This is a genomic window from Variovorax palleresanus, from assembly GCF_051144945.1.
Lineage (GTDB): Bacteria > Pseudomonadota > Gammaproteobacteria > Burkholderiales > Burkholderiaceae_C > Variovorax > Variovorax paradoxus_S.
Genome location: NZ_JBJNVP010000001.1, coordinates 395,868 through 421,661, shown reverse-complemented (window position 1 = coordinate 421,661; position 25,794 = coordinate 395,868). Strand labels below are relative to the sequence as shown.

Here is a 25,794-nt window from a genome sequence, read left to right as displayed (position 1 = left end):
TTGCATGATCGCCATGGTTCCGCTGCGTCGCCATCAACTCGCCCGGCTCTCCGGGAGCGGCTGGGCCGCCGTCCTGCGCCATCCATGGGATGAAGAGGCGCGCGAGTGCCTCGCGCATTGGGCGATGCATCGGCTGCCCCTGGTCGTGACGCGCCAATCGGTTCATTCCACGTCCAGCGGATCGATGGCGCTGGGTTTGCCTTCCCCCGCGCGCTGGGGCAGGCGACGGCTTGCATTGCAGGTGCCACGTGATGCGGTGCATGGCATCGAGGAGTTCCCGCACCTGGCCGCAGTCCAGGAGCTGCTGCCACCTTCGGCGCGGGATGCCGTGCGCGAGCTGGCTGGCAGGCTCGACGCGTGCCATGCGACGGCACGGGTGTTCGGCAGCTACGGCTGGCAAGCGATCAGCGGTCTCGATCACGTGCGAACGGATTCCGATCTCGATCTGTCGATCCCCATCGAGGGGGCGGTACATGCGGATGCCGCGGTTCGTGCCCTCGAGTCGTTCGACGCGGTACGGCCCCGGCTGGATGGCGAGCTCATCTTCGGCGACGGAGCGGCGGTGGCGTGGCGCGAATGGCGCGACTGGCGCGCCGGACGCGCGCGGGCGGTGATGGTCAAGCGGCTGGACGGCGTGTCCCTGCAGCGCGATGCCGCGTGGTGCGAACACGCCGGGCTGGTGGAGGTCGCCGCGTGAGAAACGTCGCCCTTTGGCAGGCACAGTATTCACCGCTCACGCCTGCGGCCATCGGACGCGCCGCCACGCTCGCGCTGTATGACGAACTGTCGCTGGCACCCAAGCCTGGTCTGGTGACGTTGATCGACGCCGGCAGCCACGAGGACATGGACGCGCACACCTTCATGCGCAGCCTGTTCTCGTTGCGCCGCTACTTCGCGCAGATCGCCGAGGCCGGATTCGGCGGCGCGGATTTCGCCGTGCTCGAACGATGCGGCATCGCGGCGGAGGCACGCATGCTCGCCGCCACCGGCGGCGTCAACACGCATCGCGGCGCGATCTTCATGCTCGGCCTGTTGTGCGCAGCAGCGGGCGCTGCGCTGCGAGAACAAGGCGGCGCATTGCGGCCGGAAGCATTGCGTGATGCGCTGCGCCGGCACTGGGGCGGCGCACTGGACAGGCGAAGCCAACGGCCATCCGCTCTGCCCGGCGGCATCGCTGCACGGCGCCACGGCCTGCGCAGCGCATCCGAAGAAGCGGCGCTGGCGTTTCCGGTGCTGTTCGACACCGCGCTTCCCGCACTGAAAGAGGCATTGGCGCAGGGCCTCACGCCCCGCCAGGCCCGGCTCGACACCTTGTTCCACATCATGGCCGTGCTGGACGACAGCAATCTCGCGCACCGCGGTGGCCTCGCCGGCCTGCGCTGGGCTCAGCGCGCCGCGCAAGACTTTCTGGATCGAGGAGGCGTCGCGCGGCCGGATGGGCTCCGGGCAGCGCAAGCCATTGCCGACGATTTCGTGCGGCGGCGCCTGTCGCCCGGTGGCGCGGCCGACACGCTTGCCGCGGTCTGCTGGATCCAGCGCGTGTGTCCAGCCTCATGAGCTTCGCACTGCTTTTTTCCGGCCAGGGCACCCAGCATCCCACCATGCTGCCCTGGCTGGCGGACGACGCACGGGTGCACGACATGTGCGCACGGCTGGGCGTCGACGATTGGCGCCTTGCACTCGCCGATCCGGCGTGGGCCGAGCGGAACGACAACGCGCAGACGCTGCTGACCGGCCTTGCCCTGGCCGCCTGGGGGCAGCTGGCGCCCCTGCTCGCATCGCCGGCCGCGGTGGCGGGCTACAGCGTCGGCGAACTGGCCGCTTTCAGCGCGGCCGGAGTGATCAATCCCGCCACGGCGGCCGCGCTGGCGCCGCAGCGCGCCGAGGCCATGGACCGTTGCGCCGCCCGTGTGCCGGGCGGCCTGCTGGCCGTCAGCGGTGTTTCCGAGCAGCAGCTCGAACGGTTGCGGGTCGAAGCCGGCCTCGAACTCGCCATCCGCAATGGCAACGCCAGCGTGATCCTCGGCGGCCCGATCGCCGCGTTGAATAGCGCCGAACGCATGGCCGCGGCGCTGGGCGCGCAGTGCACGCGCTTGCGGGTCAACGTCGCATCGCACACGCCCTGGATGCGCGATGCGGCAGAGAGCTTCTCGCGGACGCTTGCGCAGGTGCCGTTCGACGCGCCTCGGGTCGCGCTGTTCAGCAATGCGGGGGACCGCATCCGGAATGCGGAGTCTGCCCGCGTTGCGCTGGCCGCCCAGATTGCCCGAACGGTCCGCTGGGATGAATGCATGGAAAACATCCAGGCGCGGCAGGTGCGCTGCGTGCTGGAAGTGGGTCCGGGCCAGGCGCTGGCGCGCATGTGGAATCAGCGCTACCCCACCGTTCCGGCTCGCGCCTGCGACGACTTTCGCAGTGCCGCGGCGATTGCGGCATGGCTCAACAGCCATGCCGACCCGTGAAACCGGACAGGCCACTTGACGTCTTGAATCGAGCAACAGGAGATCCATCGTGAGCAGCAACGAAATAACGCCCCCTCTGTTTCCCATACCGGACATGAAGGGCGCCCACGTGGCCGGCATGGCCGCCTACGACAGGCTGGTGGCCGAGGCAGAGGCCGACTACAGCGGCTACTGGTCGCGCCTTGCGCGCGAGTTCCTGAGCTGGAGAACGCCGTTTACCCAAGGTCTCGACGAGAGCCAGGCGCCCTTCTTCAAGTGGTTCGAGGATGGCACGCTGAACGTGTCCTACAACTGCCTCGACCGCCAGGTCGAGCGGGGCCTGGGCGACAAGACCGCGATCATCTTCGAAGCCGACGATGGGCAGGTGACGCGGGTCAGCTACCGCGAGCTGCTCGCGCGCACCTGCCGCATGGCCAATGCGCTGAAGGCGCGCGGCGTGAAGAAAGGCGATCGCGTCGTCATCTACATGTCGATGAGCATCGAAGGCGTGGTCGCCATGCAGGCTTGCGCGCGCATCGGCGCCACGCACTCGGTGGTGTTCGGCGGGTTCTCGGCGCAAAGCCTGCGCGACCGCATCCAGGATGCCGGCGCCGTGATGGTCATCACCGCCGACGAACAGGTGCGCGGCGGCAAGCAGCTGCCGCTCAAGGCCATCGTCGACGACGCCATCGCGCTGGGCGGCTGCGAGAGCGTGAAGAACGTCATCGTCTACCGGCGCACCGGCGGGCCGATCGGATGGAACCCTTCCAGCGACCGCTGGCTGCACGACGAGACGCAAGCCCAGCCGGAGACCTGTGAACCCGAATGGGTGGGCGCCGAGCATCCCCTGTTCGTGCTCTACACCTCCGGTTCGACCGGCAAGCCGAAGGGCGTGCAGCATTCCAGCGGCGGCTACCTGCTTCATGCCGCGCTGACGACGAAGTGGACCTTCGATCTGAAGCCCGACGACGTGTTCTGGTGCACCGCGGACATCGGCTGGGTCACCGGCCACACCTACATCGCCTACGGTCCGCTGGCGCTGGGCGCCACCGAGGTCGTTTTCGAGGGCGTGCCCACGTACCCCGACGCGGGCCGCTTCTGGAAGATGATCCAGGACCACGAGGTCAGCGTGTTCTACACAGCGCCGACGGCCATCCGCTCGCTGATCAAGGCGGCCGAAGGCAACGAAACCGTGCACCCCAGGCGCTACGACCTGTCGAGCCTGCGCATCCTGGGCTCGGTCGGCGAGCCGATCAACCCCGCGGCCTGGGAGTGGTTCCACCAGCACATTGGCGGCGGGCGTTGTCCGATCGTCGACACTTTCTGGCAGACGGAGACGGGCGGCCACATGATCACGCCGCTGCCGGGCGCCACGCCGCTGGTGCCGGGCTCCTGCACCCTGCCCTTTCCCGGCATCGCGGCGGCCGTCGTCGACGAGACCGGCGCCGACGTGCCCAACGGCCAAGGCGGCATCCTGGTGGTCAAGAAGCCCTGGCCGAGCATGATCCGCACGATCTGGGGCGATCCGGAACGCTTCAAGGCCAGCTACTACCCGCCGGAGCTCAAGGGCTACTACCTCGCGGGAGACGGTGCGATCCGCGATGCGAAGACCGGCTATTTCACGATCACCGGGCGCATCGACGATGTACTCAACGTTTCGGGCCACCGCATGGGCACGATGGAGATCGAATCGGCGCTGGTGTCGTGCACCGATCTGGTCGCCGAAGCCGCGGTGGTCGGGCGCCCCGACGACACCACGGGCGAGGCGATCTGCGCCTTCGTGGTCCTGAAGCGCGCGCGCCCCACCGGGGATGAAGCGAAGAAGATCGCCAACGAGCTGCGCAGCTGGGTCGCCAAGGAAATCGGCCCGATCGCAAAGCCCAAGGACATCCGCTTCGGCGACAACCTGCCGAAGACCCGCAGCGGCAAGATCATGCGCAGGCTGCTGCGGTCCGTCGCCAAGGGCGAGGCCATCACGCAGGACACCTCGACGCTGGAGAACCCGGCCATCCTGGAACAACTGTCGGAGCGGAACTGACGAGTCGCCGGCACTGGCGTCCGTCGCCGCGCCGTTCTATGCTTTGAGTCCTGCCGGATGGCCGGCAAGAAAGAGCGTTTGTCGTCAACCTGTTCAAGGAGCGATCATGTCACTGCGCATCAACGATATTGCCCCCGACTTCACGGCCCAGACGACCCAGGGGCCGATCAAGTTTCACGAATGGATCGGTGACGGCTGGGCGATCCTGTTCTCGCACCCCAAGGACTTCACGCCGGTCTGCACCACCGAGCTGGGCTACATGGCGAAGATCGAGCCCGAGTTCACCAAGCGCAACGCCAAGCTGATCGGCCTGAGCGTCGATCCGGTCGATGCCCATGACCGCTGGGCCAAGGACATCGAGGAAACGCAAGGCTACCTGCCCAAGTACCCGATGATCGGCGACACCGACCTTGCGGTGGCCAAGCTGTACAACATGCTGCCGGCCGACGAGCCAGGCACGTTCGAGGGCCGCACCGCGGCGACCAATGCGACGGTGCGCTCGGTGTTCGTGATCGGGCCCGACAAGCGCGTCAAGCTGATGCTGACCTACCCGATGACGACCGGGCGCAACTTCGACGAGATCCTGCGCGTGCTCGACTCGATGCAGCTGACCGCGGCGCACAAGGTCGCGACGCCCGTCAACTGGCAAAAGGGCGAGGACGTGATCATTGCCGGCTCGGTGTCGGACGAGGACGCCAAGAAGCTGTTCCCCGCGGGCTGGAAGTCGCCGAAGCCCTACCTGCGCGTGGTGAAGCAGCCCGGTTGATCGCGAGCGCAGCATCATGGTCTTCGCGCAGATCGCGACCGGCGGCTGCCAGTCCTACCTCATCGGCTGCGACCAGACCTGTGCCGCCGCGCTCATCGATCCGGAGCTGAGCCAGATCGATCACTACATCGCGCTCGCCGCGCGCGACGGCGTGCGCATCCGCTACCTGATCGACACCCACACGCACGCCGACCACTTCTCGGCGACCCGCGAACTCGCGCGCCAGCTGAAGGTGCCCGTGGTCATGCACCACGCGAGCCCCGCGCCCTTCGTGGACATGCGCATCGGCGACGGCGAGATGATCGTCGTCGGGCGCCTGCGGCTGCAGGTCACCCACACGCCGGGCCATACCGCCGACTCGATGTGTCTTCAGGTGGAAGACCGCCTGTTCACCGGCGACACGCTGCTCATCGGCGCCACCGGGCGCACCGACCTGCCCAGCGGCAACCCCGAAGCGCTCTACGACAGCCTGTTCAACCGCGTGCTGCGAATGGACCCGGCGCTCAAGGTCTGCCCCGCGCACGACTACAAGGGACGCACCCACTCGACGATCGCCGAGGAAATCGCATCCAACCCGCGCCTGCAGGCGCGCGACCGCGAAGCCTTCGCCGAGATGATGCGCAGCCTCAACCTCACGATGCCGACGCACATCACCGAGGCGCTGCGCACGAACATGAGCGGCGGCAAGACCGTGGCGAGCCTGCTCGCCGAAGCGACGGCCGCGGTGCCCTTCATGTCGCTGGCCGAACTCAAGGCGCGCGTCGAGGCCGCGGAGGACGACCTGATCGTGCTCGACGTGCGCGAGCGCGACGCCTACGAGGCCGGCCACATTCCCGGCGCGCGCCTGCTGCCGCGCGGCCAGTTGGAGCTGCGCGTCAACCAGGACCTGCCCGATCCCACGCGGCGCATCCTCACCTGCTGCGAGCTGGGCTACATCTCGACGCTGGCGGCGTCGACGCTGCGCGGCATGGGTTTTCTGCACGCGGTCGCGCTGGACGGCGGCATGAAGGCCTGGCGCGAGGCAGGCTATCCGCTGACGGCCGGGCGCGTGGCCTGAGCGCGCTCGGAGTTTCTCGGCCAATCGGCCCAGGGACAGCTGGTGGATGACCGCTCAGGCGATGGGATTGCCTCGCTTGGCACTGTCGAGGCCGCTAACGCCGCCGGAATATAGCCTTTGCAGTCCGCCTCGGCTGCGCCAGTGCCGCCATAGGTGTCAGCCGTGGGCTTTTTTTAAACCCAGGCGCACCGGCGCCACAGATCGGCTCGAGGGGAATGACGGCTTTGGAGGAAGGCGAAAGTCGGCAACGGGCCCGAAGGAGACATCCGCGATCCGCGATAGCGGCCGTTCAATAGATTTAGATCTAACTACGCTTCATCGCAGCGAATCAGTTGCGAACGCCAATAGAAGTCGTCTGGAGCATCAAGAAGGGCAAGAAACCCGTATCGCTCATCCTTGATCACTACACCGTTGGACATGATGTCATCAGGAACGCCGTTTTCGTCCGCATCGTCCGTGACGAAGGTGAAGCGTTTGCCGACGGCTCCTTCCAGCTCGATGCCTAACTTACTCAAATCCCGGATTGAACCCATTCGTTCCAGTGAATACCCACGGTCGGTCATCCTCGCGTTGAAGTCGCAGTAAATCTCTGGGTAGGGGTGGGGCTCACGCATCATCTAGACGATCCTGCAAAAGAGGCCAGTTGCGCAAGTAAATGAACGGTCCCGGCTGCATCCAGCAGTGATGTCACCTACGCCAGCCCAGAACGATCAGCTTCGACTTCATCGCTAAGAGATTTCAGGTCTCTGGGCAAATGATCGCACAGACCTGAACTTGCCCCCCGCTAACTGCTGTATTCGAGAACTGGCTTCCCGAGTGCAGCAAGGTACAAATCGCAGTTGGCTCGTAGCTCTTCAACGGTTTCGCCCGCAGGAAACGTTGGTTCCGCGCTGTACCCCCGTACCCTACCGTCTTCATAGTAGTAAACCTCGTAGATAGCGACCGCGCCGTCTCGGCTCATTATTCGATATTCCCAAGTCATATATCTTCACTTGTGGTAACCGACGATGTATCGGTAGAAACGAAAAATAGGTTTCTTGCGCGAGCGCTCTCATCCCCGAACTCAAATGTCGTGCGTGCGCCGCTACTGTCGGCTAACCGGTTAATTCTGCGACGCCGCCGACCGGCCGCTCTTGGCCGACTGTAGCCGCACGTCGGGTCGGCGCCATTCACTGTGCTCGCTTGGTCGCGATGTCCGGGAAGTTCCATCCGGAGCGCGCCAACAAGTCATCCCAGTCGACTTTGTCGTATGAATACTCGGCTTCGAAGGAGCCGCTTCGCGTAACGTGGTAACGGCAGGCCGAGAATGCTTGCGTCGCCCGATCGGGAAGACTGTCCCTCAGGGCTCGAAATAATCCATCTACGACATGCGGGAGCAAAATTGCAACCTCTTCGAGGTGCCCGTCCTTTTGGAGCGAATAGCTCGCCGCCATGTCGCTTTGGGTTTCGTCTACGCTGTAGTCAACAATCAGTTCGACCCACTCCGGCTCCAGAAGTGGCGAGACGGCATCAAAGATCGCCTGAGGAATGCGCGCTGGATCGTTCATGAAGAACCTGTAATTTGCGAGAGCGTCTGCTTCCGGACGATTTCAGGTCAGTCCGTGAGCGACCGGTATTGACCGAATTCTGCCACCCACGTGCGAGGGGTCAGCCCGTTGCCATTAGCAGGTCCAAGTCAGGTAAAGCGCTCATAAAACTCGGCGACGTCACTTGTGGCGGTCAGCGCCTGGAGCGGAAAGGCTTCCCAAGGTGCTTCTGCTCTCATCGTGGCCAAGCGGGCCAGGAGCGCGTCACGCATGTCCGGCTTTACCTCCTGACGCCAGTTCAAAACCTGGCCCCAAGTTGAACTGCCGTTGAGATGCAGCGGCACGTCGATGGGTTGAATCGACATTGCATAGGAGCGCGGGAACAGCCTCCTGTAAGCATCGAGGTTGTAGAGCCAGGAGATGCCGCGAACCGACAAGACGCCGCGCTCCGTGCGACGAACATGGGAGAACAGTTCGCACAGCTCCTGCACTCTGGCACCGGTATTCGCGGAAGCCAGAGGGCTTGTGCTTGTGTTCTCCGGAGGGACGAAGTGAATGCGGAGAACGCCGCTGGCGTCGGGCGGATCGAACGAGAAGCAGCCGAACGACCGCCCTGTAGCGAGGCGTGGACGATCCTCGTACCACTCCATGCATAAGGAAAGCGCATCGCGCCTGCCATTGGTCGGGTCGCCGATCCGAGCGACGAAGTCGTTCCAGCGGTTTGCGCCTGCAGGTCCCCAAAGATTCAGACGCCGCCGCAGGTTTGTGCAGTGCGCGATCGACGCGCCCAAGGGCCAATCTGCAACCGCCGCGTAGCGCTCAGCAAATCTCAGCTGTAGAGAAAAATATTCTTCAAGCACCACTATGCCGTCGCGTGGAACGTCTGCTTCTGCCGGATTCTGCAGGACGGGCGAACGACAGGTTCTGGCCGGGACCGGCCTCACCACTCGGTTGATTGTGCTGAAGCATCGAGCCCCAAGTAGACGGTGCATCGCCTCGAAGCGGTGAGCTGTTCAGTGATTTAGCGTCCATCCAACCAAGTCACAAGTCCTGGCGCCCCCGCAGTCTGCGGAATCACCCTCAAGCCCCGTGCGTCGTAACTGAGGAGGCCGTCTGCGATGGCGCCTCCCAAGGCCGCTCCAATGAGATTCGCACCCGTGTTGACCGCGGCTTCCGCATGGATCTGTCCTTCGGTCATTTGCCCAAGCTTCACGGCCTCGGCATCCATTGAATCTGAAACAAGCATCAATCTCTCTGTGGAAGGAATGATAAAAACCGAGGGCTGGCTATGAGGCATGGACGGTACGAGGATGCCACCGGTATAGCTCGCAAGAAGCCTCTTGCCATCGCTTCTCTTCTTTTCGGTATAGAAGATTCGAACATTGCCATCAGCGCCGATATACCACACGCCCTGCTCGTTTTCACCAAGTGGCTTGTAGGTGCCCGGAGCGAGCGATGTTTTCGTTGCGACCCGTAGGGTGGGGGATTAGGTCGAACATGAGCTTCGAAGTGGAGGGCTGGTTGGAAGGGCCGCAGTTGGCCGAATGTAGTCGAAGCCCTTGAGGGCCGCGTGAGGCCTGAAGTCGTCCTTGGAAGCCCTCAATCAAAGCTGCCTTTCAAGTTTTGCTGAGGTAGATCGCGGCCTGGCTATGTGCAGAGCGCTTCTCCACCGCAAACCGGGCAAATGGCCACCTTTGCTGCACAACAAACTTCCACGCCGCATTTTGAGCACGAGCCATCTTGTTCAACCCCGTCGTGACCGGCGTAGTCTTCTGGTTTCGCCGGATAGGCGACCAGGGCCAGGTAGGCTGATTCGGGGCGTTGTTCGTCAACACCCCTGAAGGCAAAGCACTCGGCAAGTCGGAAGACCGAGCGGCCCTCTGCTAAATCCCCTACAGTCCACTTTTCGGCCGCCTCCGCGATGAGCAAAGCCAGTTCCGTCCGAGTGAGGGATCTCAAGAAATTTAGGGCGGCTACACGATCCATCGCAATTTCCGGTGATTTCTGAGGCTGGGGTCGCAGCTTCGATTCTGCGAGGCTTCCTTGGAAGTCAGCTCTTGGCCGACTGTAGCCGGTCGGTGGTTCGACGCTTCCCCTGCCGTCGCCTCAGGCTTCCACATGTCTCACAGGAACGCCCCGCCTCAAAGCTTCATCAGTGACATCCCGCGCCACAAGGTCGTCTTCGATGGCCATTACGTGCTGATTGAGCTCGTTGAACGGCAAGTAACCGGAACGGTCAATCGTCTGCTGTTGAACCTGTACCCCATGGTCGCGCAGTTCCTTGGCAATTCGTCGGCCCTCGCGGTCGTCGAACTCGCCAAGAGCAACGCTTTTCCTACCTGCGAGCTGTCCAACGGCTTCGCTGGCAGACATAGCGCCGATTGACGGAACTGCTCGCCGGAGTGCCTGAATTTCTCTTGGACTGGGGCCTCCATCGTCGAAAGTAGCGGTAAGGCCCGACATCCAACGCGAGATATGAAGGAGCACCCATCCTGCTTCGGTTCCGTCCCAAAGGAAGCTATACGAGGTCATCAAAATCCCTGACTAAGTCTGCTCCGAACGACTGCTTGTGAGGGCGGATGTGGCCACATGCTTACGCCCGAACCTAGTATTGATCTACGCAATACGGACCATCTCTCGGCCCCGGTAGAGCAGGATTTCTCTCTTGCCGCGATCTCATAGAGGAAGATATATCGCGTGTGACGCCATCTTCAACTCGAGTGAGCCGCAACGTGCATTGCTTGTCACTCGTATGGTGGGTCAATCTATAGCGAGCACCGCGGTCGAAACTTGCAGTGATGGCGAAGCGCTGACAAAAAGCAACACCCAATCCTCCCGTAAGCCGCGCACCGCCAACGAACAATGTTGAAGGTTGATTTACAGGGACGTAGATCGTTCTTGTTGTAGTGTCATCCATCGCAATGTAGCGAGGTGCGCTACAAGTCTTCGGGTCCAGGAAGAGAGATACCTGGGGATTGACATGAGTGCCCGTATAGTCAATCGTGAGCGGCACTTGGTCGGTCTTGTTATCTGGATCGGCATATGGAATAGGCGCACATCCGGTCATTGCGAGACAAAGAAGCGCTGTCGGCCCGCTGGCACGCCAAAGAGATCTCAAGCCGCAAGGCGCACGGACGCTACGGATATGCACGATACCTCCCCTCTCTAAGTACCAGTTCAACTGGGCATACATCATCACTGTTTATTTGCCAGACTTGGCGGTGACTATTTCGATCAGTTTCGACCAAGCTTCGATCCACAGGTTTTCAATTTCAGAGTTCGTCACAGCTATGTACCGCACCCACGAAGACAGACGGCGAACGACGGGTCATGGCCGGATTCTGCCTGCTGTTTAGTCGGCCAATTGTTGTTCGTTGGTGCCGACGAACCCACGGCGAACCAGACCGCTCGCGCCAAGCCGATCAGCCCAAGGGCAGGTCCGAGATTGCAAGCAGGCTCAGGGCCGGAGTCGCGGACGGATCAAGGCCCCTCAACTCCCTTCGACGAACCTCAGGCTCGCGCGGAATTCGGGTCCTTCAGCAGTCCGTGGTTACGCCCTCCGTGACCTGCAGATGTGACCAAGTCGAATGAACATAGGGCCGTTGTTGACTTTGGGGCAGCCGATCCCGATGACCCGTAGACTTTGATTCAGCATTCGTAAGGCTCGATCTCAAAATAGAGCGGTACATTGTGTTGCGTGCAACCCTTCGTGCATTTGTAGACGGGCCACCTCGAATCGCCACAGACCTTCTTCCTTCCGGGTGTCTCCTTGTAGGTCGTACCTGCTAATACAGTTGCGCCATTCGAGTTGCAATGGAATCCGTCTGGCTGCTTCGAGTCTCGGCTTGAGACATGCCATACGCACTGACTGGTGAACGAAATGGGCGGTAGCTCGACGAACTTTCGATCACTTGTCCGAGCGCTCACGAAGATCATCTCTTCAGAAAATTCGCATCCGTTGTCGCTGATCGCCACCGTTTGGTCAGGGGAGCGCAGGGTCGCAGAGCATGCTGCACTCGAAAAGGTGGGCGCGACTGTCAGCGCAATGAAGAAAATGCGAGCAAGCATTAGATCTTCTCCAATCTGGTGATATCGGTGGTTGTTGGCCGCGACGGGACTTTCATGTGACCAGGTCACTGATCACGCCGATTCCGACAATCCGCGCACCTTCAAGGATTTGAAATTGTGCTCCGACGACTAGATCCCCGTAGTCGACATTGGGTACGTAGATGAACCTTACCTCCGCATTCATACAAATCCCAGGCTGAATTGGTGCGCTCGATTCATCGCCGGAAAAGACGACGCCCAAGTACTCTCCGCTCCCGACGCGAAAGTGAGGGCGGTATTTCTTCGTCAAGTAGGCGGGCATTGTTCGACCACCAACGTCTGCAGCAATGAACTGAACTACTACCTTCGCACCGGACATATGTGGGTTGATGGATGACTGCTGATGGGCGAAGTGGGGCGGAATTGTGAGCGTCGGGTTGTGGCCGAATTCTGCCTCGCCTGCGGTACGGTTGCTCGAAACCAAATGCCCTCAGAGTCGGCGGACGTCTTCCGCAGCAGGGTCAGTTGGCCCTGCCGCCACGCAGACTCCGGTCAGCCCAGCCACGTGCAGAGACTCGACCACTGAGGCTCGAAACCAGTTGAATTGCTCCTGGTCATGCAGGTCGATCTCTTCAGGGTCATCTGGCATCAGCAGTGCACAGGTCGGCCCTGCGTGCGATACGAAGCCAAGATCGACCAACCACGATGAGGCGAAGCCAATCAGGCTTTCAACGCTTTCGTGATTAGTGATCTTGAGTGCAATCTCGCCCTTATTCATTCAGGTTGAGCCTCTGACACGAGTGACGGCTGTTGGCCGCGTCCTGCCATCAGCCGTGGCGCACAGATGCGACGCAGCGGCACTGAAAGGGTACGGCCTCTGTGAAGTCGCCGGACCAGAATACGTCGCAAAGCCCGTCCCACGCGAGTTCGATGTGCCCGGCGTCCATGCGACCGAACGCCAACGTCGTGTCGTACACATCGTGGTGGCCGAACACGTACATCAACCCCAACTCCGGATGAGGGTATGCGACATCCGATTTGTTTCTCCATGAGGTGCTCGCGCCTTCCGGATTGCCTTCTGTATGCGTCAGCAGCCGCAGACCCTGGTGATACAGCCTGGGTGACCACATTTCGCCATCGAACTCCTTCGGCTCCGTCTCAATCTCCACGCTCCACAGTCCGTCGAATTGGCGAACCACCGCTGACGTGACGTCGAACCTTCGGTCTCTGAGACTGATGTAGCTGGTCATGAGCTTGTTCTTGGACGCAAACTGGAGGTGCTGGTCGGATGTCTGGTCTTGGCCGACTGTAGCCGCACGAGCTGAAGGCGCAAAGGGCCCAAAGCCGGCTTTTGATTTGCTCGACAGCCGACTTTCAAGACGCGTGCTGGCCGGCTTCCTCAAGCGTCAAACGACGCCTTCGACCCTTCAGTGACGAAGCTAACCTCGAACTCTTCGCATTCCAGTGCGTCCGGTGGCTCCCAAATCTTGCTCGCCATCTCAAAGACATGGTCCGGCACGACCATCGAAAACGTAGGACCTCGCTCTTCATTCCTGCGTCGAACACGCCCACGACGAATTTCCAAGGGCGCGTCGAGGACATGGAGGTGAAGCGGAAACCCTTCGTTCGTGATCATTCGACAGAACTGGATTCGTGGTTGCTGCTGGATCAGACCAAGCTCGAGGACAACGTTTCGACCTGACACCAGTATTCTGCGGCTGTGGTTCCATATCAGGCCCAGCAACCGTTCCTTGCGCTGGACATACCAAGGCACAAAATCGCCCTCCGGGCGGTCTGGGCTGAAAAGCGCTGCGAACCACTCGTCGAGCGGGATATGCACGCCATCGCTGCTTGCGGCCAGAGCTGCGCTGAAGGTGGATTTTCCGGCCCCGACTGGGCCCTCGATCAAATGAACTTGAGACATGCTTGACGATTCAGGACCAAGAAGCAGACGGAATTTGGCGCGGCCTCGAATGTCCGCAGCTGGCCGGAAGGCGGCTGGCCGGAAGGCGGCTGGCCGGAAGGCGGCTGGCCGGAGGATGCCACAGCGACGCCCCCGTGGGAAAGGCTAACCATCTTCGAACGGCCAGGCTCACCAACTGTGCACAGGGCGCAGCAACTGTGCACAGGGCGCAGCAACTGTGGCTCCCTACACATGCTCAAGTCCTCATTTCTCTTACTGCCCGTTCCAAATTCGCCCGCACAATCACGCGATGAAACGGAGCAATCGTCGCAAGATAGATACGTCCCAGTCTGTTATGGCAATGCACCACCGTGCCTGCGAGCAGCTCGCGACCATTTGCTGCATCGGCGCGAAGTTGGATGGTGACGCGGAAGTCAAGATGCCGGTCATCCGCGCCCACGATCAACTCCGTAGCGCTCTTTGACAGCAGCGGTAGGTAGCCGATAACCCGCCCACGCGCCGCTCCGGCAAGACCGACGGCGCCAGACGATTTGACGCCAACTGTCGCCATCACCACATCGCGGACACACGTGAGCGCACGAATCCACCCCGCCTGGCTCTCGAACGCCGTGCGTGCCAGCACCTCCAGATCATCGCTCGCCTCCACCGGCAGTTGAATTGCAAAGGCGTCCAACAGATCCGCGTTCGCGTAAAGAGGCGCTAGCACGCTGTTGCTGGGCATGGGCACAGCGTGCGCTTTGGTCGAGATCGTGTTCCGGGGGAGGTTCATGGTGTCCAGGAGTCTAGTCGTGACAGAGGATCACCCAGGCCTGAGCCACGAAGGTCCGCTTCTCTGATCGGGCCAAGCTTGTATCGCTGCTCAGCGCACCAGCGATTTCTTCATGGAGGCCAGGTAGAAGCCGGGCGCATAGTCGTCGATGCGCGCGTACTCCTCGTAGCCGTGCTTCCGGTAGAACGCGGGCGCCTGCCACTCGAAGGTGTCGAGCTTGGCGTTCGTCGCACCCAACTCGATGGCCTGCCGCTCGGCTTCGGCGAGCAGGCGGCTGCCCAGGCCCGAGCCGCGCACGTCGGCTTCGACAAACAGTACTTCGATGTTGAGCCAGTAGAGAAACACAAAGCTTCGCAGCCCACCGAGCAACCGGCCATTCCCGTCCCTGGCGTTGAGTCGGATGTACTGCTGCTCGGGATACTCGCCGACGAAGCTGTAGTTGTAGTGGCGCAGCTTGAGGCCGAGCTCTCCGGAGCGGAGTTCTTCGGGCGTCGCGGCGGTGACGGTGATCTTTTCCATTTGGCAGAAGGGTAGCGGAGCCACGCCTAGGAGGTCGGCTTCTGGCCGACTGTAGCCGGTCGCGGCCTCGGAGCTTTGGGCCCGTTGCTGCCCTTGGCGTTCCGTTGGCTTCACCCTGGAACCGAGCATCAACGTCGATGCGCACTCAGACCGGTGCAGCTCCCGCAAGGTGTGGAGACCGGTCGCAATACTCGATCAGGAGCTCGGTGAGGACCCGAATCTTCCGTGCGGGATGCTGACCTGGCGGGCGGATGACATAGGCACCTGCCGGCGGTGGTGGATGACGTGTCATGACCGGCACAAGTGTCCCGGAGGCCAGATGCTCATGGGTGAGCCAATCGGGCAGGTACGCGATTCCGAGTCCTGCGATCGCGGCGGCGACCAACGCCGTGCCGTTGTCGCTCTTGAAGCGCCCCTGCGGATGAACCGTGATGATCCTGTCGCCGTCCATGAGTTGCCAGGCTTCGGCTCCCTGCATAAGGGCTTGGTGGGCGCTGAGCTCCTCTGGGGTCTCAGGCGACCCATGCGCCTTGACGTAGTCCGGGCTTGCGACCAGCTTCCCATGGATACGACCGATTCGTCTTGCGATCAAGCCGGAGTCCTGAAGATAGCCAACCCGTATCGCACAGTCGTAGCCCTCCGCAATGAGGTCGACGAACCGATCGCTGTAGCAGGCCTGGATGTGAAGCTGAGGATGGCGTCGTGCCATTTCCGCGAGGATGGGAGCGAAGTGAGTGGGGCCGAAAGAAAGCGGCGCCGCAACCCGCAAACGGCCGCGAAGGTCGCCGGCGGGCAGGATCGCATCCCGGGCTGCGTCGATCTCGGCGCAGACCCTGGCCGCATGGTCCCGGAATGTGGCCCCGGCTTCTGTGAGCGAGGCCCCGCGAGTGGATCGCGAGAGCAGCTGGACACCAAGTTCCGCCTCAAGCCGCAACAGCCGACGACTGACGATCGACTTGGCCACGCCGAGCCGCAGCGCAGCAGCCGACACCCCCCCGGCATCTGCAACTTCTACGAAGGTCTGTAGCTCTTCGATGTCCAACTGAGCGTTCCCCATTTCGCGACACAGCTCGCCGCGAAATGGTACTACCGCATCGCAACTGGGAACAACACAATGCATCCAGGCAACGTCGCCACAGGCGAACGTTCGCCGCAATTCAATCCCGCTCAAAGCGGCAACAAAGGATGCATCAATGACTTTTCGCAACGGCCTTACTTCGCTTCTTCGTCCAGAAGATTCAGTGCTCGTTCTGATCGACCACCAGCCTTACCAACTCGCGAACGTGAACAGCCACGAACCGCAAATGGTGATCAACAACACGGCGGGGCTGGCGAAGGCCGCCAAGGCCTTTGGCGTGCCTACCATCTTGACGACGGTGATCGCTGCGCGAGGCGGGCTCCTCTTTCCCCAGATCACCGACGTATTCCCCGGCCAAGAGGTGATCGACCGCACGTTCATCAACACGTGGGAGGATCAGAAGGTGGTGGACGCGGTGAAGGCAACGGGTCGCAAGCAGTTGGTCATCGCAGGCCTGTGGACCGAAGTGTGTGTCGCGATGCCGACAATCCAGGCCCTCGGCGAAGGCTGGGACGTTACGGTGATCACCGATGCGTCGGGCGGTGTTTCAGTCGAGGCGCATGAGGTCGCCATCCAGCGCATGATCGCGGCCGGCGCGAACATGATGACCTGGATGGCGCTCGCCGCCGAATGGCAGCGCGATTGGGCTCGGACCGATCAAGCCGCAGCACTGACGGAGGTGATCACCCAGCATGCCGGCGGCAGCGGCATCGCGTTCCTGTGGGAGCAGCAGCTGCTCAACACGCCTGTGCCTGGCAACGCAGGATGATCTGAGCGGGATGAAGAGGCGTGAAACTCCACAGGTTGGCCGCATTCTGCCTCTCCCACGGCCGGCGCGCGCCCTTCCGAAGCGCCCGGCCAGTCGAAGGTGCAGAGCCGCGAGACTCGCGGGGTACTTAAGGGTTTTCGTTGACAAGATGAGGGTCAAACCCTGTTCCAGAGCACAGCAAGAATTACGTAAGATTCGCGCCCACGCCCCAACCAAAGTACCCATGCTCGACGTCGACTTGCCAGCGCCTGCTGCGGCCGTTCGCAGCCTTCTTGCCAGCCGCGGCATCGCTCCGGCGCTGGCCTTGCTCAACGACAGGACGTCCTATCGGTTCACGGCGATCTACAAATTGAACGGCGACGTGATGCGCGCGGCGCATGCCTTCGACCGCGACTCTGAATACCGCACCTGGCTGAAGGTGGTGCCTCTGGGCAAGAGCTTCTGCCAGTACGCGCTCGAGCACGGCGAGTTCGTGACCAGCCATGCCTCCGGAGATCAGCGCCTGACGAACCGACCGTATGCCGGCATGGTCGAGTCGTACTACGGCCGGCTGCTGACGCGAGGATGCGGCACGCCCTATGGCACCTTCATCCATTTCGACTTGGAGTCGCGCAGCATTCCCACAGAGGAAATCCGCTTCCTGCGCGAGGTGATCCCGCAGTTCATTGACTACTTGGAATGAACAGCCGGCGCTCGGCTTGCCTACACGTACTTCAAGAGAATCCTCGTGAGAGCTTCGGGGGCCAGCCGCGGAACGTCGTGTGCGCAGTCGAGGCGATGCGTCGCCCAATCAGGGTCCAGTCGCAGACGTTCGTACAACTCGATGAACGGACTTCCTTCCCAGCCGCACGCGGCGATGAAGGCTTTGCTGCGGACGTTGCGCCAGTTGCCAGTCAGCTTGATCGCCTGCAGGAAAGTGGCGATTGGATGAGGGCGGCATCGGCTGTCTAGATGGGCCGGCGGCGCGCAAGTCAAACCATCCGCAGCCACACCCGCTATGAAACGCTCCCGATAGTTCGTGGTGGTGAGCGACCAAACCGATGCACCGTTGTCCGGCACATAGGCATCGGCGTAGACGATCGCCTTGACGCGCGATGCCTCCTTGTCCGCCGCGCCAGTGATGACCATGCCCCCATACGAATGACCGACAAGAACGGCTTTCGTATCGCGCCCGCGAACCGTTTGAACCACCTCGTCGATATGACGTTCGAGATTGGCTCCATTCGCAGGCTCGCCGTCCAACCCCGACAGAGTGAGCGCCTGAACTTCGTGGCCTTCGCTTGATAGCGCATGGCTGACAGCTTCGAATGCCCACGCCCCGTGCCAACCACCTGGCACCAAAATGAATCTTGCCATCCAATCGTCCTTCGGAGACGGTAGCTCCTACCCCAGCGCGTCATTCACTTGCTCTCGGAATTCGGTCAGGCTCACCGCCGTGCCGAGCTCCCGCGGCAGCGCGTCGCGCACCGAGAACACACCGAGGATCTTCGTTCCCGCCATCAATGGCAGATGGCGAAAGCCCCGTTCGAGCATGAGCACCACGGCGTCGGACACCAGCGTTTCGGGCGGCACGCAGATGGGGTTGGGCGTCATGACTTCGCGCACCGCGGTGCGATCGGCGTCGAGCCCCCGGGCCAGCACGCGGGTCATCAGGTCGCGCTCGGTCAGGATGCCCAGCAGGATGTCGGGCAGCTCCATGACGAGCACGCTGCCGCAGTTCGCGCGCGTCATCACGCACGCGGCGTCGCGCGCGCTGGCCTGCGGGCCCAGGCTGACCACATGCTTGCGCGAGATGGATTGGAAAACGGTGCGCTCGGCCATGATGCGCCCTCCAGAAGAGAAGGATGGCAATGGTGCAGCGAACCGCCGCTCAGCGCAAGGTGGCGTTGAGCCGTTCCAGGGCCTGGGCGCCCGGGCACAGTTCAGCGGGCCCCAGTGCATTGAGTGGCCGGTCGCAGGTGTTGAGCGCCGTGTGCAGGTCGGTCGCCAGCGGGTCGACGAAGAGCAGGCCGGTCACCACCTCGCCCATTTCCTGGTGCCGTTGCATGTAGGCCATGGCGGCGTAGCGGTCGCCGGGGTCGTAGTCGGGATGCAGGCTGCGCAGGCGCAGCAGCGTGCCGTCGTGCTGGCGCACATCCATCACTTCGCCCGGCTCGATGTCGACGGCGATTTCTTCTCGCCCACTGATGAAGTCGATGCGGCTCACCGCCTCGTTGTGCTCACGCACATAGTCGTAACTCTTGGTACTGCCGGGGTGGTTGTTGAAGGCGACGCAGGGGCTGATCACGTCGATGAAGGCGGCCCCGCCGTGGCTGATCGCGCCCTTGATCAGTGGCACCAATTGCGCCTTGTTACCCGAAAAGCCCCGACCCACGTAGCTGGCACCCAGCTGCAGCGCCATGGCAACGAGGTCCACGGGGCTGTCGGTGTTGACGACGCCCTTCTTGCTCTTCGAGCCCTGGTCGGCGGTGGCGGAAAACTGGCCCTTGGTCAGGCCGTAGACCCCGTTGTTCTCCACGATGTAGGCCATGCGCACGCCGCGCCGCATGGCATGGGCGAACTGGCCCAGGCCGATGGAAGCCGAATCCCCGTCGCCCGAAACGCCCAGGTACAGCAGGTCGCGGTTGGCCAGGTTGGCGCCGGTCAGCACGCTGGGCATGCGGCCGTGCACGGTGTTGAAGCCGTGCGACGCACCCAGAAAATAATCCGGCGTCTTCGAGCTGCAGCCAATGCCCGAGAGCTTGGCCACGCGATGCGGTTCGATGTCCAGCTCCCAGCAGGCCTCGATGATGGCGGCGGAGATCGAGTCATGGCCGCAGCCGGCGCACAGCGTGGAGATCTTGCCCTCGTAGTCGCGCCGCGTGTAGCCGACCTTGTTGGTGGCCAGCGTCGGGTGGTGCAGCCGGGGCTTGGCGAGGTAGGTCATGCAGGCTCCTTCGGATCGGCGGCGCCAGATGCCTGCGCCTGCAGGTGCGTGTCGATGGACCGCACGATGAAGCGCGCCGTGATGGGCGTGCCGTCGAAGTGCAGCACCCTGACCAGCCGTGCGGGATCGATGTCCAGTTCGTTGACCAGCAGGCTGCGCATCTGGGCGTCGCGGTTCTGCTCGACCACGAACACCTGCGCGTGCTGCGCCAGGAAACGGACCACGCTGTCCGGGAAGGGAAAGGCGCGCAGCCGCAGCGCATCGACGTGGATGCCGCGTTCTTCCAGCGCTTGCAGCGCCTCGTGCATGGCCGGGCTGGTCGAACCGAAATAGATCACGCCCAGCTCGGTCTTTTGGGCGGCCGGGCGCAGCACAGGCTGCGGCACCAGCGTGGCCGCGGTCGCGAACTTCTTCAGCAGCCGCTCCATGTTGTAGATGTAGTCCGGCCCGCGCTCCGAGTAGCGGGCGTAGGCGTCGCGTGTCGTGCCGCGGGTGAAGTAGCTGCCCTTGGTCGGATGCGTGCCCGGCAGCGTGCGCCAGGGAATGCCGTCGCCGTCCACGTCCTTGTAGCGGCCGAAGTCGCGGCCCGCCTCGAGCTCTTCGGCGCTCATGACCTTGCCGCGGTCGTAGGCCTTGCTGTCGTCCCAGGCAAAGGGCGCGCACAGGCGCTGGTTCATGCCGATGTCCAGGTCCGTCATCAGGAACACCGGCGTCTGCAGCCGGTCGGCCAGGTCCAGCGCGGCCGCCGCGTGCTCGAAGCACTCGTGCGGGTCCTCGGGAAACAGCAGCACGTGCTTGGTGTCGCCATGCGAGGCGTAGGCACAGGACAGGATGTCGGCCTGCTGCGTGCGCGTCGGCATGCCGGTGGAAGGCCCGCCGCGCTGCACGTTGATGAGCGTGACGGGGATCTCGGCAAAGTAGGCCAGGCCGATGAACTCGGCCATCAGCGAAACGCCCGGCCCCGAGGTCGTGGTGAAGGCCCGCGCGCCGTTCCAGCCGGCGCCGACCACCATGCCGATCGAGGCGAGCTCGTCTTCCGCCTGCACGATGGCGAATCGTTGCTGGCCGGTGGCCGGGTCGACACGGAATTTGGCGCAGTACTTCTGGAAGGCCTCGGCCACCGAGGACGACGGCGTGATCGGATACCAGGCCGCGACCGTGGCGCCGCCATACACGCAGCCCAATGCCGCGGCGCTGTTGCCGTCCACGAAGATCCGGTCGCCCACCCGGTCGGCGCGCCGCACCTGCAGCCCCAGGGGTTCGCGCAGGTTTTCCCTTGCGAAGTCGCAGCCCAGGTGCAACGCCTGCACGTTGGAGGCCAGCAGTTTTTCCTTGCCCTTGTACTGTTCGCCGAACAGCTCTTCGATGACGTGGGGCTCGATGCCGAGCAGGATGGCCAGGGCGCCCACGTAGACGATGTTCTTGAACAGCTGGCGCTGGCGCGGGTCCTGGTAGACGGCGTTGCAGATCTCGGTGAGCGGCATGCCGATGACGCGGATGTCGCTGCGGAATTTCGACGGCGGCAGCGGCCGCGTGCTGTCGTAGAAGAGATAGCCGCCGGGCTCCAGTTCGGCCAGGTCGGCATCCCAGGTCTGCGGGTTCATCGCCACCATCATGTCGGTGCCGCCGCGCCGCCCCAGGTGGCCCGCTTCGGTCACGCGCACTTCGTACCACGTCGGCAGGCCCTGGATGTTGCTGGGGAAGATGTTGCGCGGACTCACCGGCACGCCCATGCGCAGGATGGCCTTGGCGAACAGCTCGTTGGCCGAGGCCGAACCCGAGCCGTTGACGTTGGCAAACTTGATGACGAAATCGTTGACCGCTTCGATCTGCGGGATGAGGCCCAGGCTCTCCATTTCCTTCGCGCCATCATTCGCGCCTTCATTCACCCTTTCGGGCGGCCGTACGGCACTCATTGCGCCACCCCCTGCCCCGCCGGCGTCATCTTCAGCAAGAACTTCTGCATGTCCCATGCCCCCGTGGGACAGCGCTCGGCACACAGGCCGCAGTGCAGGCAGACGTCCTCGTCCTTGACCATCACGCGGCCCGTCTTGAGGCCACCGGACACGTACAGGTCCTGCGCCAGGTTGAGCGCCGGCGCCTTGAGCCGGGTCCGCAGCTCGGCTTCTGGGCCGTTGGCGGTGAAGCTGATGCAGTCCATGGGGCAGATGTCCACGCAGGCATCGCATTCGATGCAGGTGGTCTCGTTGAACACGGTCTGCACATCGCAGTTCAGGCAGCGCTCGGCCTCCTTGAAGGCGGTGGCGGCGTCGAAGCCCAGCTCCACCTCCACCCGGATGCTGGCCAGCGCCGCCTCGGCCTTGGCCCACGGCACCTTGTAGCGCAGGTCGTTGGAGGTGTCGTTGTCATAGCTCCACTCGTGGATGCCCATCTTCTGCGACACCAGGTTAGTCATGGGCGGCGGGCGAACGTACACCGGCTCGGCGCGCAACAGCTTGTCGATCGACACCGCGGCCTCATGGCCGTGGGCCACGGCCGTGATGATGTTCTTGGGGCCGAAGGCCGCATCGCCGCCGAAGAACACGTTGGGCACCGTCGACTGGAAGGTGTTCTTGTCGAGCGCCGGCAGGCCCCACGTGTCGAAGCCGAGGCCGCAATCGCGCTCGATCCACGGGAAGGCGTTTTCCTGGCCCACCGCCACCAGCACCTCGTCGCATTCGAAGCAGGCGTCCGGCGCGCCGGTGGGCACCAGCGTGCGGCGGCCCTGGTCGTCGTACGCGGCCTGGACGATCTCGAAACGCATGCCCACCAGCCTGCCCTCCTCGTGGACGAAGGCCTTGGGCACGTGGAAGTTGATGATCGGAATGCCTTCGTGCTGGGCGTCTTCCTTCTCCCAGGGCGAGGCCTTCATTTCTTCGAAGCCGCTGCGCACGATGACCTTCACGTCGGTGCCACCCAGCCGGCGGGCCGATCGGCAGCAATCCATCGCGGTGTTGCCGCCGCCCAGCACGATCACGCGCTGGCCGATGCTGGTGACGTGGCCGAACGAGACGGAGTTGAGCCAGTCGATGCCGATGTGGATGCTGGCCGCCGCTTCCTGGCGGCCGGGAAGGTCCAGGTCGCGCCCGCGCGGCGCGCCGCAGCCGACGAAGATTGCATCCCACCCCTCGGCCATCAGCGCCTTCATCGAGTCGATGCGCTCGCCGCCGCGGAATTCGACGCCCAGGTCCAGGATGTAGCCCGTCTCCTCGTCGATCACCGATTCGGGCAGCCGAAAGCGCGGGATCTGCGTGCGGATGAAGCCGCCGGCCTTGGCATCGCCGTCGAACACCGTCACTTCGTAGCCCAGCGGCGCCAGGTCGCGCGCGACGGTGAGCGAGGCGGGCCCCGCGCCGACGCAGGCAACGCGCTTGCCGTTCTTGGGTGCGAGCTTGGGCATGCGCGCACGCACATCGTCCTTCATGTCGGCCGCCACGCGCTTGAGCCGGCAGATCGCCACCGGCTCGGGATCCTTCGCGTTGCTTTCCTCGACCCGCCCGCGCCGGCAGGCCGGCTCGCAAGGCCGGTCGCAGGTGCGCCCCAGGATGCCGGGAAAGACGTTGGAAACCCAGTTGATCATGTAGGCGTCGCTGTAGCGGCGCTGCGCGATCATGCGGATGTATTCAGGGACGGGGGTGTGCGCCGGGCAGGCGTACTGGCAATCGACGACCTTGTGGAAATAGGCCGGGTTGGCTATGTCGGTTCGCTGCAAGGCGTGCCTCCTGACAGTCGCCCGGAACCCCGGAGGGGCCGACGAGCGGCGCTGCAGCAAGTATGCGCCGCCCCTGCGGCCGTAGGGCCTTGGTGAAATCCCGCAGCAGCGGCGTCATGCAGGGGCTGGCCAGCATGTCTCCATGGCGCCGGTTTGACGCGCCTGCGCCTGTACGGACCGGATGTAACCGGACACCGCGCACTCCACGTCGCTCGCCAGTTCTCCCGCATCCGGGCAGGCCTCGTGCACCAGCAGCGCATGCCCGACGATGCCATCGACCATCGAGAACGCATTGAACGCGGTGCGCAGCGGGTCGGCCCCCACAGGCCAGTCAGAAGAGGCGATGAAGGCATCGCGGAACAGGCCGACGAATTCGCGGTAGATCTCGCGGTAGCTGGCGGGCGAAGAGATGCGGCGTTCGAGATGAAGCAACGCGCGCCACTCGTTTTCCTGGCCGAGCAGGCCTCGCACGTGCGCTTGCACCATGGCTCGGGCCGCCAGCTCGGCCGTGCGTGGAGTGGACACCTTGGAGGCCTCCGCCAGGATCGCGGCCTGCTTGCGCATCCAGCGGCGGATGGTGACCGCGGCAATCGACTCCTTGCCGGGAAAGTACAGATACAGGGTGCCCAGGCCGACGCCCGCGACACCTGCGATCTCGCGCATCGAGATCTTCTCGTAGCCCCGATCGACCAGCAGCATGACGAAGGCATCCTGGATCGCGCAACTGGTCATCCAGGCGCGCGACTGCACGGGCTTGCGGCGAGGTCTGACGATCGAATTCATGCGTGGGCGATGGCGAGCTCCCATGGAGGAAGGGGCTCATCTTCGGGGTTCACCGCGGCGGGTGCAAGACGGCCCGCGCGAGCCGGGAAAAGCTGAACACGCCTCGCGTCAATGCGCCGGAGGGCCAGGGCTGCGCACCTGCCGGCGACCTCCCACGAAAGCTGAACATGTCCGGCACGCATTCAACCTAAGCTGAGGGCTGTTCCATGGCTCACCACGATGCGAAGCGATCCCGATGATCAATCCGAACACTGCTGCACCGATGCCGGCGACGCTGGCCGACATGGTCCGCCGTCTCGACCAGGCTCGGCTCACCCAAACGCGTGAGGAAGGCGAGCAGTCCGGCACCGTGCCGGTCAGCCACTACACGGACCCGCTGCATTGGCAGCAGGAGCAGGCGGCGCTGTTCGGCCAGTGGCCCATCGTTGCGGCCCACAGTTCGGAAATTCCGATCGGATCAGCCCTGCCCTTCGACGCTCTCGGCGTCCCCATCGTCCTGACCCGGGCGGCCGATGGCCGCGTGCGCGCTTTCCTCAACGTCTGCCGGCACCGCGGCATGGCATTGATCGCCAGCTCCGACCCCGGCGCCGAGCCGGCCAAGGCCAAGGCCTGCAAGGCCCTGGTCTGTCCCTACCATGCCTGGACCTACGAACTCGATGGACAGCTGCGCCATCGCCTGCATGCACAGACCTTCGACGGCATCGACCCCGCCACGCTGAACCTGGTCGAACTGCCCTGCGACGAAGCCAGCGGGCTGGTCGTCGTCAAGCGGAGCCCCGGGGCCGCGTTTTCGGCCGCGGCCTTCCTGCAAGGGCTGGGCGCGCACATGGACTGGATGGGCCTGCCCCGGATGACCGTGTTCCGCAAGGTCGACCGGGTGTACCAGGCCAACTGGAAGCTGACGGTCGATGCCTTCCTGGAGGGCTATCACATCCGCGTGCTGCACCGCGACACGATCTATCCCTTCTTTGCCGACGCGTACACGGTCAACCTGCATGCCGGGCCGCACCAGGACTCGCTGGTGGCGCGGCGCGCGGCCTTCGAGGCCTTCGAGCCGCCGCAGGGTCGCGACGCACTGTGCAAGCTCGCCACGCCGACGCAGCTCGTGTTCCCGAACACCTTTCTCATCTGGCACCCCGACTACGTGAGCCTGATCGGCATGTTTTCGCCGGCGCCGGATCAGGTCCGCTGGGTGCACACGATGCTGATTCCGCCGGACCGCACCGGCGACGATTGGACCGCCCATTGGGAGAAGACCTTCCAGCTCATCGAGCAGACCGTCTTCCAGAAAGAGGACATCGCCACCGCGGTGGCGATCCAGCGCGGCCTGTCCAGCGGCGCCAACACGCATTTCCATCTCGGCCGGCTCGAGCACGAGGTGCTGCGTTTTCATCGCAACGTCGACGATGCGCTTGGCGGAAGGCTGGGCCCGGCCTGAC

The 25,794-nt window shown here is 63.5% G+C and carries 27 protein-coding genes; 9 read left to right on the top strand and 18 right to left on the bottom strand.

Annotation, left to right across the window (positions count from 1 at the left end; genetic code table 11):
• The first annotated feature begins 4 nt into the window (after positions 1 to 4).
• The 6 genes from mdcG (at position 5) to ACJ7Z0_RS01990 (ending at position 6,302) form a co-directional block, all read left to right on the top strand.
• Positions 5 to 697, top strand: coding sequence for a malonate decarboxylase holo-[acyl-carrier-protein] synthase (gene mdcG, locus ACJ7Z0_RS02015; RefSeq protein ID WP_434788434.1), 693 nt, complete (start codon positions 5 to 7; stop codon positions 695 to 697).
• Complete coding sequence (gene mdcB, locus ACJ7Z0_RS02010; protein WP_434788433.1) at positions 694 to 1,557, top strand: triphosphoribosyl-dephospho-CoA synthase MdcB; 864 nt, start codon at positions 694 to 696, stop codon at positions 1,555 to 1,557. Before mdcG ends, mdcB begins: the two co-directional genes overlap by 4 nt.
• Positions 1,554 to 2,462: an ACP S-malonyltransferase gene (locus ACJ7Z0_RS02005; RefSeq protein ID WP_434788432.1), complete on the top strand. Its 909-nt coding sequence runs from the start codon at positions 1,554 to 1,556 to the stop codon at positions 2,460 to 2,462. Before mdcB ends, ACJ7Z0_RS02005 begins: the two co-directional genes overlap by 4 nt.
• Positions 2,463 to 2,556: 94 nt before the next feature.
• A complete protein-coding gene (acs, locus tag ACJ7Z0_RS02000; RefSeq protein ID WP_434788754.1) occupies positions 2,557 to 4,479 on the top strand; it encodes an acetate--CoA ligase in 1,923 nt (640 codons plus the stop codon).
• Positions 4,480 to 4,585: 106 nt separating this feature from the next.
• Entirely contained in the window at positions 4,586 to 5,245 is a 660-nt protein-coding gene (locus ACJ7Z0_RS01995) for a peroxiredoxin (RefSeq protein ID WP_434788431.1), read from the top strand.
• A gap of 16 nt (positions 5,246 to 5,261) precedes the next feature.
• Positions 5,262 to 6,302, top strand: coding sequence for an MBL fold metallo-hydrolase (locus ACJ7Z0_RS01990; protein ID WP_434788430.1), 1,041 nt, complete (start codon positions 5,262 to 5,264; stop codon positions 6,300 to 6,302).
• Between the two features lie 308 nt (positions 6,303 to 6,610).
• Here ACJ7Z0_RS01990 and ACJ7Z0_RS01985 read toward each other — a convergent pair whose 3' ends face one another.
• The 12 genes from ACJ7Z0_RS01985 to ACJ7Z0_RS01930 form a co-directional block, all read right to left on the bottom strand.
• Positions 6,611 to 6,919, bottom strand: coding sequence for a hypothetical protein (locus ACJ7Z0_RS01985; RefSeq protein WP_434788429.1), 309 nt, complete (start codon positions 6,917 to 6,919; stop codon positions 6,611 to 6,613).
• Positions 6,920 to 7,471: 552 nt separating this feature from the next.
• Complete coding sequence (locus ACJ7Z0_RS01980; RefSeq protein WP_434788428.1) at positions 7,472 to 7,849, bottom strand: hypothetical protein; 378 nt, start codon at positions 7,847 to 7,849, stop codon at positions 7,472 to 7,474.
• A gap of 128 nt (positions 7,850 to 7,977) precedes the next feature.
• Positions 7,978 to 8,688, bottom strand: a complete 711-nt coding sequence (locus ACJ7Z0_RS01975) for a hypothetical protein (RefSeq protein WP_434788427.1) — start codon at positions 8,686 to 8,688, stop codon at positions 7,978 to 7,980.
• Positions 8,689 to 8,849: 161 nt separating this feature from the next.
• Complete coding sequence (locus ACJ7Z0_RS01970; protein ID WP_434788426.1) at positions 8,850 to 9,236, bottom strand: hypothetical protein; 387 nt, start codon at positions 9,234 to 9,236, stop codon at positions 8,850 to 8,852.
• Between the two features lie 698 nt (positions 9,237 to 9,934).
• Positions 9,935 to 10,201 carry a hypothetical protein gene (locus tag ACJ7Z0_RS01965; RefSeq protein ID WP_434788425.1) on the bottom strand — a complete coding sequence of 89 codons (267 nt, stop codon included), beginning with the start codon at positions 10,199 to 10,201 and terminating at the stop codon, positions 9,935 to 9,937.
• A gap of 1,747 nt (positions 10,202 to 11,948) precedes the next feature.
• Complete coding sequence (locus ACJ7Z0_RS01960; RefSeq protein WP_434788424.1) at positions 11,949 to 12,359, bottom strand: hypothetical protein; 411 nt, start codon at positions 12,357 to 12,359, stop codon at positions 11,949 to 11,951.
• 6 nt (positions 12,360 to 12,365) lie between these two features.
• A complete protein-coding gene (locus tag ACJ7Z0_RS01955) occupies positions 12,366 to 12,653 on the bottom strand; it encodes a hypothetical protein (protein ID WP_434788423.1) in 288 nt (95 codons plus the stop codon).
• A 49-nt stretch (positions 12,654 to 12,702) separates the two neighbouring features.
• Positions 12,703 to 13,125: a hypothetical protein gene (locus ACJ7Z0_RS01950; protein ID WP_434788422.1), complete on the bottom strand. Its 423-nt coding sequence runs from the start codon at positions 13,123 to 13,125 to the stop codon at positions 12,703 to 12,705.
• Between the two features lie 149 nt (positions 13,126 to 13,274).
• On the bottom strand, positions 13,275 to 13,799 hold the full coding sequence (locus ACJ7Z0_RS01945; protein ID WP_434788421.1) for a P-loop nucleotide/nucleoside kinase family protein: 525 nt from the start codon (positions 13,797 to 13,799) through the stop codon (positions 13,275 to 13,277).
• Positions 13,800 to 14,034: 235 nt separating this feature from the next.
• Positions 14,035 to 14,568, bottom strand: coding sequence for a DUF2867 domain-containing protein (locus tag ACJ7Z0_RS01940; RefSeq protein ID WP_434788420.1), 534 nt, complete (start codon positions 14,566 to 14,568; stop codon positions 14,035 to 14,037).
• A 90-nt stretch (positions 14,569 to 14,658) separates the two neighbouring features.
• Positions 14,659 to 15,087: a GNAT family N-acetyltransferase gene (locus tag ACJ7Z0_RS01935; RefSeq protein WP_434788419.1), complete on the bottom strand. Its 429-nt coding sequence runs from the start codon at positions 15,085 to 15,087 to the stop codon at positions 14,659 to 14,661.
• Positions 15,088 to 15,232: 145 nt separating this feature from the next.
• Positions 15,233 to 16,129 (bottom strand): LysR family transcriptional regulator, encoded by an 897-nt coding sequence (locus ACJ7Z0_RS01930; RefSeq protein ID WP_434788753.1) that lies wholly within the window; start codon positions 16,127 to 16,129, stop codon positions 15,233 to 15,235.
• A gap of 151 nt (positions 16,130 to 16,280) precedes the next feature.
• Here ACJ7Z0_RS01930 and ACJ7Z0_RS01925 point away from each other — a divergent pair, with 151 nt between their 5' ends.
• Both ACJ7Z0_RS01925 and ACJ7Z0_RS01920 read left to right on the top strand, forming a co-directional pair.
• The gene (locus ACJ7Z0_RS01925; RefSeq protein WP_434788418.1) at positions 16,281 to 16,934 is read left to right on the top strand and encodes a hydrolase; all 654 of its coding nucleotides are present in this window, start codon (positions 16,281 to 16,283) and stop codon (positions 16,932 to 16,934) included.
• A 223-nt stretch (positions 16,935 to 17,157) separates the two neighbouring features.
• Positions 17,158 to 17,616 (top strand): hypothetical protein, encoded by a 459-nt coding sequence (locus ACJ7Z0_RS01920; protein WP_434788417.1) that lies wholly within the window; start codon positions 17,158 to 17,160, stop codon positions 17,614 to 17,616.
• A 20-nt stretch (positions 17,617 to 17,636) separates the two neighbouring features.
• On the opposite strand, the gene ACJ7Z0_RS01915 is transcribed toward ACJ7Z0_RS01920, so the two are convergent.
• The 6 genes from ACJ7Z0_RS01915 to ACJ7Z0_RS01890 all read right to left on the bottom strand — a co-directional run bounded on the left by ACJ7Z0_RS01915 (position 17,637) and on the right by ACJ7Z0_RS01890 (position 24,355).
• Complete coding sequence (locus tag ACJ7Z0_RS01915) at positions 17,637 to 18,290, bottom strand: alpha/beta fold hydrolase (RefSeq protein WP_434788416.1); 654 nt, start codon at positions 18,288 to 18,290, stop codon at positions 17,637 to 17,639.
• Between the two features lie 27 nt (positions 18,291 to 18,317).
• A complete protein-coding gene (locus ACJ7Z0_RS01910; RefSeq protein ID WP_434788415.1) occupies positions 18,318 to 18,755 on the bottom strand; it encodes a CBS domain-containing protein in 438 nt (145 codons plus the stop codon).
• 49 nt (positions 18,756 to 18,804) lie between these two features.
• Positions 18,805 to 19,860 (bottom strand): 2-oxoacid:ferredoxin oxidoreductase subunit beta, encoded by a 1,056-nt coding sequence (locus ACJ7Z0_RS01905; RefSeq protein ID WP_434788414.1) that lies wholly within the window; start codon positions 19,858 to 19,860, stop codon positions 18,805 to 18,807.
• Positions 19,857 to 21,716 (bottom strand): 2-oxoacid:acceptor oxidoreductase subunit alpha, encoded by a 1,860-nt coding sequence (locus ACJ7Z0_RS01900; RefSeq protein ID WP_434788752.1) that lies wholly within the window; start codon positions 21,714 to 21,716, stop codon positions 19,857 to 19,859. Before ACJ7Z0_RS01900 ends, ACJ7Z0_RS01905 begins: the two co-directional genes overlap by 4 nt.
• A gap of 56 nt (positions 21,717 to 21,772) precedes the next feature.
• Positions 21,773 to 23,572, bottom strand: coding sequence for an FAD-dependent oxidoreductase (locus ACJ7Z0_RS01895; RefSeq protein ID WP_434788413.1), 1,800 nt, complete (start codon positions 23,570 to 23,572; stop codon positions 21,773 to 21,775).
• Between the two features lie 114 nt (positions 23,573 to 23,686).
• Positions 23,687 to 24,355 carry a TetR/AcrR family transcriptional regulator gene (locus ACJ7Z0_RS01890; protein ID WP_434788412.1) on the bottom strand — a complete coding sequence of 223 codons (669 nt, stop codon included), beginning with the start codon at positions 24,353 to 24,355 and terminating at the stop codon, positions 23,687 to 23,689.
• A gap of 235 nt (positions 24,356 to 24,590) precedes the next feature.
• Here ACJ7Z0_RS01890 and ACJ7Z0_RS01885 point away from each other — a divergent pair, with 235 nt between their 5' ends.
• Complete coding sequence (locus ACJ7Z0_RS01885; RefSeq protein ID WP_434788411.1) at positions 24,591 to 25,793, top strand: aromatic ring-hydroxylating oxygenase subunit alpha; 1,203 nt, start codon at positions 24,591 to 24,593, stop codon at positions 25,791 to 25,793.
• Position 25,794 lies beyond the last annotated feature (1 nt).

What these genes read in the sequence shown, in the direction of transcription:
- ACJ7Z0_RS01950 (WP_434788422.1), bottom strand. Translation starts at nt 13,125, where the DNA reads ATGACCAGCTACATCAGTCTCAGAGACCGAAGGTTCGACGTCACGTCA.
- ACJ7Z0_RS01935 (WP_434788419.1), bottom strand. Translation starts at nt 15,087, where the DNA reads ATGGAAAAGATCACCGTCACCGCCGCGACGCCCGAAGAACTCCGCTCC.
- ACJ7Z0_RS01940 (WP_434788420.1), bottom strand. Translation starts at nt 14,568, where the DNA reads ATGAACCTCCCCCGGAACACGATCTCGACCAAAGCGCACGCTGTGCCC.
- ACJ7Z0_RS01920 (WP_434788417.1), top strand. Translation starts at nt 17,158, where the DNA reads ATGCTCGACGTCGACTTGCCAGCGCCTGCTGCGGCCGTTCGCAGCCTT.
- ACJ7Z0_RS01965 (WP_434788425.1), bottom strand. Translation starts at nt 10,201, where the DNA reads ATGTCTGCCAGCGAAGCCGTTGGACAGCTCGCAGGTAGGAAAAGCGTT.
- ACJ7Z0_RS01985 (WP_434788429.1), bottom strand. Translation starts at nt 6,919, where the DNA reads ATGATGCGTGAGCCCCACCCCTACCCAGAGATTTACTGCGACTTCAAC.
- ACJ7Z0_RS01900 (WP_434788752.1), bottom strand. Translation starts at nt 21,716, where the DNA reads ATGGAGAGCCTGGGCCTCATCCCGCAGATCGAAGCGGTCAACGATTTC.
- ACJ7Z0_RS01915 (WP_434788416.1), bottom strand. Translation starts at nt 18,290, where the DNA reads ATGGCAAGATTCATTTTGGTGCCAGGTGGTTGGCACGGGGCGTGGGCA.
- ACJ7Z0_RS01890 (WP_434788412.1), bottom strand. Translation starts at nt 24,355, where the DNA reads ATGAATTCGATCGTCAGACCTCGCCGCAAGCCCGTGCAGTCGCGCGCC.
- ACJ7Z0_RS01905 (WP_434788414.1), bottom strand. Translation starts at nt 19,860, where the DNA reads ATGACCTACCTCGCCAAGCCCCGGCTGCACCACCCGACGCTGGCCACC.
- ACJ7Z0_RS01990 (WP_434788430.1), top strand. Translation starts at nt 5,262, where the DNA reads ATGGTCTTCGCGCAGATCGCGACCGGCGGCTGCCAGTCCTACCTCATC.
- acs (WP_434788754.1), top strand. Translation starts at nt 2,557, where the DNA reads ATGAAGGGCGCCCACGTGGCCGGCATGGCCGCCTACGACAGGCTGGTG.
- ACJ7Z0_RS01885 (WP_434788411.1), top strand. Translation starts at nt 24,591, where the DNA reads ATGATCAATCCGAACACTGCTGCACCGATGCCGGCGACGCTGGCCGAC.
- ACJ7Z0_RS01910 (WP_434788415.1), bottom strand. Translation starts at nt 18,755, where the DNA reads ATGGCCGAGCGCACCGTTTTCCAATCCATCTCGCGCAAGCATGTGGTC.
- ACJ7Z0_RS01925 (WP_434788418.1), top strand. Translation starts at nt 16,281, where the DNA reads ATGACTTTTCGCAACGGCCTTACTTCGCTTCTTCGTCCAGAAGATTCA.
- ACJ7Z0_RS01995 (WP_434788431.1), top strand. Translation starts at nt 4,586, where the DNA reads ATGTCACTGCGCATCAACGATATTGCCCCCGACTTCACGGCCCAGACG.
- ACJ7Z0_RS01980 (WP_434788428.1), bottom strand. Translation starts at nt 7,849, where the DNA reads ATGAACGATCCAGCGCGCATTCCTCAGGCGATCTTTGATGCCGTCTCG.
- ACJ7Z0_RS01945 (WP_434788421.1), bottom strand. Translation starts at nt 13,799, where the DNA reads ATGTCTCAAGTTCATTTGATCGAGGGCCCAGTCGGGGCCGGAAAATCC.
- ACJ7Z0_RS02005 (WP_434788432.1), top strand. Translation starts at nt 1,554, where the DNA reads ATGAGCTTCGCACTGCTTTTTTCCGGCCAGGGCACCCAGCATCCCACC.
- ACJ7Z0_RS01955 (WP_434788423.1), bottom strand. Translation starts at nt 12,653, where the DNA reads ATGAATAAGGGCGAGATTGCACTCAAGATCACTAATCACGAAAGCGTT.
- mdcG (WP_434788434.1), top strand. Translation starts at nt 5, where the DNA reads ATGATCGCCATGGTTCCGCTGCGTCGCCATCAACTCGCCCGGCTCTCC.